The following is a 9,160-nucleotide window of genomic DNA, read 5'->3' as shown; positions in this document are numbered from 1 at the left end:
AATTTTTTAGTGCGTTTGTATAAATATTATTCAAATTTATTTCAAATTCTGCGAATTTAACTAAATTTTGAGCTATTTATATTTGTTTTTTTTCTTTAAACTGTCCTTGACGGTTTTTATCACTAAAAATTAATTCGAATATGGCTTACTTAATAAATAGAAAAACATTATGTTTAGGAATCTTGCTATCTTTTTGCAACTATTCCCATGCCAATTCGACACATAATTTTTTTATGATGACTTTATCTATATTAAGTTATGCAAAATGGAATACTCCCAACCCTCAATTATGCGTTGTTGATAATGCTGATTATGCAACTCAATTTGGAAATTATATCAAAAGCACTAAATCCCCAGTGACTGTATATGCAATACAAGCAAATGAATTAAAGTCACGCAAGTGTGATGTGGTGTTTTTTTCCAACACCGTTGCTCAAACCGAGCAAACTTTGATTAATAAGTCTTTAAATCCTTCAATTTTATCTTTTAGTACAAGCAATACTGAATGCGATATCGGCAGTGCTTTTTGTTTATTAAACAATAAATCAGGGAATACCATTTTTAAAGTGAATTTAGATAGTTTGGCGCAGTCTAAAATACATATTGATCCACGTGTTTTATTACTTGCAAAGAGTTCGGATTAAATTAATGATCAATAGTTTCTTTAAATCGACCTCCTTACAAGCTTTATTCCGTAAATCTCAATTTACAATCTTTGCGATTACTTTGCTGATTTGCACATCAACATTTGTAAGTATTTCAATATTCACCGTTGAATCTTATGCGAAACAAAACTTGCTGTTAATCAGCAGAACTGTTTCTGAACGGATTCAGCCTGCTTTAGTATTTTCAGATAAATATGCAATTTCTCAAATTATTGATGAATTTACACTTCAACATTCTGTCCGTTCTATTCAAGTTTATGATAAACAAGGCCACGAGATTGCAAAGAGCTTAAAAACCATTGCGCATTATTCTTCTATTCAAAGCTTTTTTGATCGTATTTTTCTCAAAGATGCGATTAAACTGAATGTACAGCATCAAGGGCAACATGTTGGTTATGTGGTGCTTTATGGAAGTTCTAATGAAATTTTGATGTTTATTTTCAAAATTTTCGTAGGGCTTGCTTTTGGAATGCTTTTTATGATTTTCGCATTATGGTGGTCAATCAATCTGACTTATCGCCATATTATGCAATCTTTTTCACCATTGATTAAGATTGCAGAATTATTAAAAAGCCAAAAAGCTTATAATTTAAGATTTCCGTTAAATGATATTCAAGAATTCCAAGAATTGAACATCGTTTTCAACCAATTATTAGATGAAATACAGTCTTGGCATACACATCTTCAAAATGAAAATCATGAGCTTTCGTACCAAGTTCAACACGATCATTTAACAAAACTCCCAAATCGTAATTATTTTATTCAAGTCTTATATAACTTATTCGAAGACTCAAATCAGCGGAGCAATCTCGCACTATTATTTATCGACAATAATAATTTCAAAACGATTAATGACCAGTATGGACATTTGGTTGGGGATGAAGTTCTAAAAGAGATGTCGAATAGACTCAAAAACAATATTCGCCAAAATGATTTCGTAGCACGACTTGCCGGTGATGAATTTGCTATTATTTTACAATCTGTTTCTAAAATTGAGCATTTAATTTCAATTGCAGAAAATTTGATAAAATCTTGTGAAGAACCACTGATTTATAAAGGCCAATCTATTTCTTTTAGTTTTAGTCTAGGTATCGCACTTGCCAAGCATGCTTCTAGCCCAGAAGACCTGATTTCTCAAGCTGACCAAGCCATGTATAAAGCAAAATCGTTACAGCATCACTGGTTTATCTATCACTCGTAATTTATTTAAAACGTAGAGAATTTTATATGTCACTTAGAAACTTACAGCTTACGATTCTTGCTGTACTTTGTTTAGCACTTTCTGGATGTATGAATCTAGGTGGTCTTAGTTACAAGCAAGCTCGTGTTTTAAAACAGCAAGGTTTTGTGCTTACAGATGAGGGCTGGAGTTTGGGCCTACCTGAGCGCTTGCTCTTTGGTTTTAATGAGTCTTCAATTAAACCTGAGCATCAGGCAGAAATTATTCGTCTAGCGGCACAATTAAATAAATATCATTTAGATAAACTCAAAATTGTTGGACATACCGATAATGTTGGTAATCCTGAATACAATTTGAAGCTTTCTGAAGAACGTGCTCAAAGTGTCGCAAATATCTTTTTAGCACAAAAGTTTAATCCACAAAATTTAATGGTGATGGGTAAAGGTTCTACTCAACCGATCCATGATAATGAAACTGAAGAACATCGTGCTGAAAACCGTCGTGTAACAGTCATTATTATTCCTTAGTTTTAAACCATATTAATCATCAATTTTTAAATAGATCTCTTCGGAGGTCTTTTTTTTGCATATTATTTTAATCAAAGAATTATGATTGGAATTAAGCTTTTATTTGATCAAATATTTTATTAACCAAATTTCAGGCATAAAAAAACCGCTTGTTAGCGGATAATTTATATTTAAACTTTCGCTTAAATTGGTCGGAGCAGTAGGATTCGAACCTACGACCCCCTGGTCCCAAACCAGGTGCACTACCAGGCTGTGCTATGCTCCGAGTTCTCATAAGAGATTGGGGTGGATGAAGGGGCTCGAACCCTCGACAACCGGAATCACAATCCGGGGCTCTACCAACTGAGCTACAACCACCATAACAGCATTTTAGGATCTATGATATCAAGCTACCTTGAATGGTGCGCCTGACAGGATTCGAACCTGTGACCATCCGCTTAGAAGGCGGATGCTCTATCCAACTGAGCTACAGGCGCATGACCAATGATACTAAATATCACATGATTACCTTGCCTTGAAGAATTGGTCGGAGCAGTAGGATTCGAACCTACGACCCCCTGGTCCCAAACCAGGTGCACTACCAGGCTGTGCTATGCTCCGTTCATCTCAGCTTTTTGTATCACACATCGTGCGGTACGGTGTGCATTCTAGGCGTGACGCCCGAAGACGTCAACACCTATCTTGAAAAAAATTAAAAAAAACACGTCAAATGTATATTAATCAAGCATTTCAGATATTTTTTATACAAATTTTAACGTTTTAACTGAGCACTGAAGTTCAACATACGATCTAAAGGTAATTTTGCACGCTCTGCAAGCGCTGAATCAACAAAAATTTCTTGATCACCTTTGCGCAATACATCCAAAATGCCATCTAACTCGTTCATTGCCATCCAAGGGCAATGTGCGCATGAACGACATGTTGCACCCTCGCCCGCTGTTGGTGCTTCAATCAAAGTTTTATGTGGCACAGCTTGTTGCATTTTATAGAAAATTCCACGGTCTGTTGCCACAATCAATGTATCTTGTGGAAGCGTTTGTGCTGCTTTAATCAGTTGTGAAGTGCTTCCCACCGCATCTGCAATATCAATCACCGATTCTGGCGATTCAGGATGTACCAATACCGCTGCATTCGGGTATAAGGCTTTCATATTGCTAATGCCACGAGCACGGAACTCTTCATGCACAATGCATGATCCATCCCATAACAGCATATCTGCACCTGTTTTCTTTTGGATATAACGTCCTAAATGCTGATCAGGCGCCCAAATAATCTTTTCACCTAAACTGTCTAAATGCTCAATGATCTCAACCGCACAACTTGATGTTACAACCCAATCTGCACGTGCTTTCACTGCCGCAGAGGTATTTGCATACACCACAACAGTATAGTCAGGATGCGCATCGCAAAATGCTGTGAATTCATCTACAGGACAGCCTAAATCTAAAGAGCAAGTCGCTTCTAATGTCGGCATGAGAATTGTTTTTTCAGGAGAAAGAATTTTGGCCGTTTCCCCCATAAATTTCACCCCAGCAACCACTAAAGTAGACGCCTCATGATCACGTCCAAAACGTGCCATTTCTAATGAATCAGAAACACAACCACCTGTTGCCTCAGCAAGCTCTTGCACTTCAGGATCACAATAGTAATGTGCAACCAATACTGCATTACGTTTTTGCAATTCTGCTTTAATTTGCTCAAACTTTTGTTGCTTTAGCTCAGGACTTAAACTGTTGTCCTTCGGTTCACCTAAACGATCTAAATGCGCTTGCACAATCGATTTTGCTTCGTTGGCAATTAAATTATTCGCATCATTCATAAGAGGTCTTCTCTTTCCTTGTCGCTGGCATCATGCTAGCGTTTACACATTTGTGAACAGATTGTACGTCTTACCGCACAGAAATTCACCACGAAAAATGTTTTGTTATAAAAAAGCCTCACGAATGAGGCTCTATTTAAATTTTAAAATTAAGAACGATAATCCGCATTAATTTTGACGTAATCGTATGATAGATCGCAAGTATAGACGGTATCTTTTGCCTGTCCACGACCTAAATCAACACGAATAGTCATTTCAGTTTGTGACATGACACGCGCCCCTGCTTCTTCGGTATAGTCTGCCGCAGCACCACCATCCTTACAGATTTGCACATCATCCAACCAGACTTGGATTTTCTCAACATCTAAATCCTTAACGCCTGCATAACCAATTGCAGCAAGGATTCGTCCCCAGTTTGGATCTGATGCGAAAATCGCAGTTTTTACCAATGGAGAATGCGCAATACTATAAGCAATATCGCAACATTCTTGCGTGTCATTTCCGCCTTCTACAGCAACCGTAATAAATTTGGTTGCACCTTCACCATCACGGATAATCAATTGTGCTAAACGTTTCATTACACGTGATAAAACGTCTAATACGATAGCATAGCGAGGATCTTCAACTGAGCTAATTTCAGTACCGCCAGCGAGACCTGTTGCAACAAAAATACATGAATCATTTGTAGAGGTATCACCATCTACTGTGATGCGGTTAAAGGATTGATCAACGCTAATTTTAAGCATTTGTTGAACCAATGAACGAGCAATCGGTACATCTGTTGCGACAAAGCTCAACATCGTCGCCATATTGGGACGAATCATGCCTGCGCCTTTAGAAATACCTGTCATGGTATACGTCACACCATCAAGCTCAAACTGCTCAGATGCCCCTTTCGGTGTGGTATCTGTGGTCATAATGCCTGTAGCAGCATCAACCCATGAATTTTCATCCAAAGTATTTAATGCAGGTTGCAAACCTTGTACCAAACGCTCAATCGGAAGTTGCTCGCCAATCACCCCTGTGGAAAAAGGTAAAACTTCATATTGTTCAACTTGGGCAAGTTCAGCAAGTTTTAAACAAGTGAATTGCGCATTTTCCATGCCTAATTTACCCGTTCCCGCATTGGCATTACCTGTATTAATCACTAAATAACGTGGATTGGCTTGTTCTAAATGTAATTTTGAAACGTGTACTGGCGCAGCACAAAAAGCATTTTGGGTGAATACACCTGCAACATTACTTCCTTGTGCAAATTCAAAAATAACTAAATCTCGTCGATTAGGATAACGTACATACGCCTCAGCAGAGCCAATTTTTACCCCTTGCACCACATGCATATGTGGCATAGACACGTCACCAACAGCCATTTTTAAATGTCCATATGAAATTTAATAGAAACACAGCTTATTAGAAATTTTGATAAAAATCGAGTCTATTAAAATGCTTATTTATTTTTACTATCAGAAATTATTTTTGATTTAAATATAAAATTGAAAAAGCCAGTAATAATGTACTGGCTTTAGGCATTTTGAATATCAACGTGTTTATTGCTGTTGAGCTGGTGCTGATGTAACTGCAGTTGCATTGGTTGCTGTTGTATCTACAGCCAATAAAGCTTGTTTTACTTTTTCTTGACTGCTTGCAGATAAAGCAGGATTCGAAGCCACAACACGGTTAATGGTTGCAGGTGTAACAGCTGCAATTGCAGCAGTTTTGAGAATAATTGGACGTCCGCCAGTATTTCCCAATGTATAGCGAATACCAGTACGAGGACTGATCACAGTCGTTGTTTCATTTTTTACTACAGTTTGTGCAGTGGTAACACCTGTTGCAGCTTGCACTTTTTCAACAGTCGTTGTTTGCGGTGCTGTATCTGCAAATGCCAAAACTGGAATTGCTAAAGTTGCAAAAAATAGAGGTTGTAATAATTTTTTCATTGTCTTTCCACAGAACGTTCCAATCCTGCAAGTTAATAGCATTTAATTGACATTCCTGCAATCAAAATTAACTTACCGTAATAACTTGTAAAAAAAGCAGAACAATTGTTCTGCTTTTCTCTGTCAAATGACGCATATCAGGTCAAATTAAATTTTGCCATGACATTGTTTATATTTCAGACCTGAACCACATGGGCATGGTGCATTACGGCTTTCAGGTGCAACAATTTTTTGCTCTTCAGTAAATTGTGCATCGACAACAACATTGTTTAACTCACCCGTTAAACCATCTAGCTCATCATGTGCGAAGTTTAAACGCATTGATTCTGCTTGAGCATGTTGTTGGGCTTCCATTTCTGCAAGTTCTTCAGGTGTTGGAATATGAACACGAGAAATATCCATCACCACATCTGATTTGATCACACCAAGCATGCTGACAAAAAGATTAAACGCTTCTTTTTTGTATTCTTGCTCAGGGTTTTTCTGTGCATAACCACGTAAATGAATCCCTTGACGTAAGTAATCCATCGCCGCCAAATGGTCTTTCCAATGACGATCTAAAGAACCCAACATGAAATGACGTTCTAAGGTTGCAGCAGACTCATCACCCATTTGTTCACGACGGTTTCTATAACGTGCTACCACTTCATCAGAAATACGTTCAACTAAAGCTTCTTCATCTAAACGGCGGTCGTCTTCCAGCCATTGGCTTACTGCAAGATCAATACCTAAATCTTCACGTAAAGCAACTTCTAAGCCATTGATATCCCATTGATCGTGAATCGATTCAGGTGGAATATAATTCTCAATTAAGCCCTTAACAACTTCACGATGCATTTCTTCAATATAGTCTTGAAGTGTGCTTTCTTGAAGAACTTCATCACGTTGAGAATAAATGATTTTACGCTGTTCGTTATTGACATCATCGTATTTCAATAAGTTTTTACGAATATCAAAGTTACGTGCTTCAACTTTACGTTGTGCATTTTCAATCGAACGTGACACCATTTTATGTTCAATGGCTTCATTTTCTTGTAAACCCATTGCACGCATCATGCCTACAACACGATCACCTGCGAAAATACGCATCAAATCATCTTCTAAAGATAAGAAGAAACGCGAAACACCTGGGTCACCTTGACGACCTGAACGACCACGTAACTGGTTATCAATACGGCGTGATTCATGACGTTCTGAACCGATGATATGTAAACCACCTGAGCTGATCACCATCTCATTGTTACGATCCCACTCTGCTTTTAGATCAGCTTCATCTTGCGCAGTGTGATTTTCAATTTTGGCAAGCTTAGCTTTCCAGTTACCACCCAGCAAAATGTCGGTACCACGACCAGCCATATTCGTTGCAATGGTGACTGCACGTGGTGAACCTGCTTGCGCAATAATATCTGCTTCACGCTCATGTTGTTTTGCGTTCAAAACTTCATGCGCTATGCCAGCTTCTTTCAACTTATCAGACAAAATTTCAGATGCTTCAATGGTTGCTGTACCAATCAAAATTGGCGCTACACCCGCTTCATGAATTTTTTGAATTTCTTCAATGATTGCATTGTATTTACCATTACGATTTAAATAGATTAAATCATTTTGGTCATTACGAATCATTGGGCGATGGGTTGGAATAAGCACCACATCTAAGCCATAAATTTCTTTCATTTCCGCAGCTTCTGTATCAGCCGTACCTGTCATACCTGAAAGCTTTTTGTATAAACGGAAATAGTTCTGGAATGTTGTTGTTGCGAGTGTTTGGTTTTCAGGTTGAACGTCTAAACCTTCTTTGGCTTCGACAGCTTGATGTAAACCTTCTGACCAACGACGACCTGGCATGGTACGACCCGTATTTTCATCAACAATCACGACTTCATTTTCATGAATAATATAGTGAACATTACGTTGATATAGAAAACGTGCACGGATTGCAGCAGTCACGTGATGTACTAGGTTTAAGTTTGACGGAGAATATAAGCTTTCACCTTCAGCCAATAAACCCATTTCAATCAGTTCATTTTCAACTGTTTCAAAACCAGTTTCTGTTATTTCAACAGAACGTTGTTTTTCATCGATCCAGAAATGACCACCATCAGGAACTTTTTCTTCTTTCTGAGGCTTTAATTTTGGAGGAATACTGTTAATGGCAACATAAAGCTGTGAAGAATCGTCACTTTGACCAGAAATAATCAACGGTGTACGTGCTTCATCGATTAAGATCGAATCGACCTCATCGATAATGGCATAAGTCAGACCACGTTGCTTTTTCTCCGCCATAGAGAAAACCATGTTGTCACGCAAATAGTCAAAACCAAATTCGTTGTTTGTACCGTAAGTAATATCTGCACGATAAGCTTCAGCTTTTTCAACAGGTGATTGCATTGAATAAATCACACCCACTGTTAAGCCTAAAAACTCATACAATGGACGGTTAAGCTCAGCATCACGTTGTGCCAAATAATCGTTTACGGTAATGACGTGTACGCCCTGTCCACTAATTGCATTCAGATATACAGCCAAAGTACCCATCAGGGTTTTACCTTCACCTGTACGCATTTCAGCAATTTTACCTTCATGTAAGGTAATACCACCAATCAACTGAACATCGTAGTGACGCATCCCCATGACACGTTTACCCGCTTCACGACAAACCGCAAAAGCTTCTGCTAACAACTGATCTAGACTTTCGCCTTTGTTATATCGTTGTTTAAATTCTTCAGTTTTTGCAGATAAGTCCGCATCGCTTAAAGCTGATATCGTCGGCTCGAGCGCATTGATCTTATCGACAATTTTACGCATCCGTTTGAGTTCGCGCTCATTTTTTGTACCGAAGATACCTCCGATCAGACTTGCCAACATATAAACTCTCTAAATCTTTGTGAAATAATTTTTTCTCAAACGATATTATGGTGCTAGAAATTTGAAGTACAAGGGTTTTGCACAAAACCAATAAAAAAAATCTGACGACCAGTTCTAGCGTATATGAGCTAAAGCGCATTAATGTAGCAAATTTGATCGATATT

7 protein-coding genes and 4 tRNA genes are annotated in these 9,160 nt (G+C 38.1%); 3 read left to right on the top strand and 8 right to left on the bottom strand.

Annotated elements, in window-relative coordinates:
• The first annotated feature begins 233 nt into the window (after positions 1–233).
• Genes GGG_RS0108090 through GGG_RS0108080 form a run of 3 tightly spaced genes read left to right on the top strand, consistent with a single transcriptional unit; the run spans position 234 to position 2,372 of the window.
• Complete coding sequence (locus tag GGG_RS0108090; protein WP_010113728.1) at positions 234–644, top strand: YfiR family protein; 411 nt, start codon at positions 234–236, stop codon at positions 642–644.
• A 4-nt stretch (positions 645–648) separates the two neighbouring features.
• Entirely contained in the window at positions 649–1,866 is a 1,218-nt protein-coding gene (locus GGG_RS0108085; RefSeq protein WP_010113726.1) for a sensor domain-containing diguanylate cyclase, read from the top strand.
• A 26-nt stretch (positions 1,867–1,892) separates the two neighbouring features.
• The gene (locus GGG_RS0108080) at positions 1,893–2,372 is read left to right on the top strand and encodes an OmpA family protein (RefSeq protein WP_010113725.1); all 480 of its coding nucleotides are present in this window, start codon (positions 1,893–1,895) and stop codon (positions 2,370–2,372) included.
• Between the two features lie 188 nt (positions 2,373–2,560).
• On the opposite strand, the gene GGG_RS0108075 is transcribed toward GGG_RS0108080, so the two are convergent.
• The 8 genes from GGG_RS0108075 to secA all read right to left on the bottom strand — a co-directional run bounded on the left by GGG_RS0108075 (position 2,561) and on the right by secA (position 8,996).
• Positions 2,561–2,637: transfer RNA gene (locus GGG_RS0108075), tRNA-Pro, on the bottom strand.
• Between the two features lie 16 nt (positions 2,638–2,653).
• Positions 2,654–2,729, bottom strand: a tRNA-His gene (locus GGG_RS0108070).
• Between the two features lie 42 nt (positions 2,730–2,771).
• Positions 2,772–2,848, bottom strand: a tRNA-Arg gene (locus GGG_RS0108065).
• Between the two features lie 47 nt (positions 2,849–2,895).
• Positions 2,896–2,972: transfer RNA gene (locus GGG_RS0108060), tRNA-Pro, on the bottom strand.
• Positions 2,973–3,123: 151 nt separating this feature from the next.
• The gene (gene nadA, locus GGG_RS0108055; protein WP_010113724.1) at positions 3,124–4,191 is read right to left on the bottom strand and encodes a quinolinate synthase NadA; all 1,068 of its coding nucleotides are present in this window, start codon (positions 4,189–4,191) and stop codon (positions 3,124–3,126) included.
• A gap of 149 nt (positions 4,192–4,340) precedes the next feature.
• Complete coding sequence (argJ, locus tag GGG_RS0108050) at positions 4,341–5,561, bottom strand: bifunctional glutamate N-acetyltransferase/amino-acid acetyltransferase ArgJ (RefSeq protein ID WP_010113723.1); 1,221 nt, start codon at positions 5,559–5,561, stop codon at positions 4,341–4,343.
• Between the two features lie 177 nt (positions 5,562–5,738).
• Positions 5,739–6,131, bottom strand: a complete 393-nt coding sequence (locus tag GGG_RS0108045) for a hypothetical protein (protein WP_010113722.1) — start codon at positions 6,129–6,131, stop codon at positions 5,739–5,741.
• Positions 6,132–6,278: 147 nt separating this feature from the next.
• On the bottom strand, positions 6,279–8,996 hold the full coding sequence (gene secA, locus GGG_RS0108040; protein ID WP_010113721.1) for a preprotein translocase subunit SecA: 2,718 nt from the start codon (positions 8,994–8,996) through the stop codon (positions 6,279–6,281).
• Positions 8,997–9,160 lie beyond the last annotated feature (164 nt).

Source organism: Acinetobacter sp. P8-3-8 (assembly GCF_000214135.1).
Taxonomy (GTDB): domain Bacteria; phylum Pseudomonadota; class Gammaproteobacteria; order Pseudomonadales; family Moraxellaceae; genus Acinetobacter.
The sequence above is the reverse complement of the archived record's forward strand: the minus strand, read 5'-3'. Positions and strand labels throughout refer to the sequence as shown.

Bases quoted from the DNA above. Each gene is read 5' to 3' on its own strand.
- GGG_RS0108090 (WP_010113728.1), top strand. From the start codon at position 234: ATGATGACTTTATCTATATTAAGTTATGCAAAATGGAATACTCCCAAC.
- GGG_RS0108085 (WP_010113726.1), top strand. From the start codon at position 649: ATGATCAATAGTTTCTTTAAATCGACCTCCTTACAAGCTTTATTCCGT.
- GGG_RS0108080 (WP_010113725.1), top strand. From the start codon at position 1,893: ATGTCACTTAGAAACTTACAGCTTACGATTCTTGCTGTACTTTGTTTA.
- nadA (WP_010113724.1), bottom strand. From the start codon at position 4,191: ATGAATGATGCGAATAATTTAATTGCCAACGAAGCAAAATCGATTGTG.
- argJ (WP_010113723.1), bottom strand. From the start codon at position 5,561: ATGGCTGTTGGTGACGTGTCTATGCCACATATGCATGTGGTGCAAGGG.
- GGG_RS0108045 (WP_010113722.1), bottom strand. From the start codon at position 6,131: ATGAAAAAATTATTACAACCTCTATTTTTTGCAACTTTAGCAATTCCA.
- secA (WP_010113721.1), bottom strand. From the start codon at position 8,996: ATGTTGGCAAGTCTGATCGGAGGTATCTTCGGTACAAAAAATGAGCGC.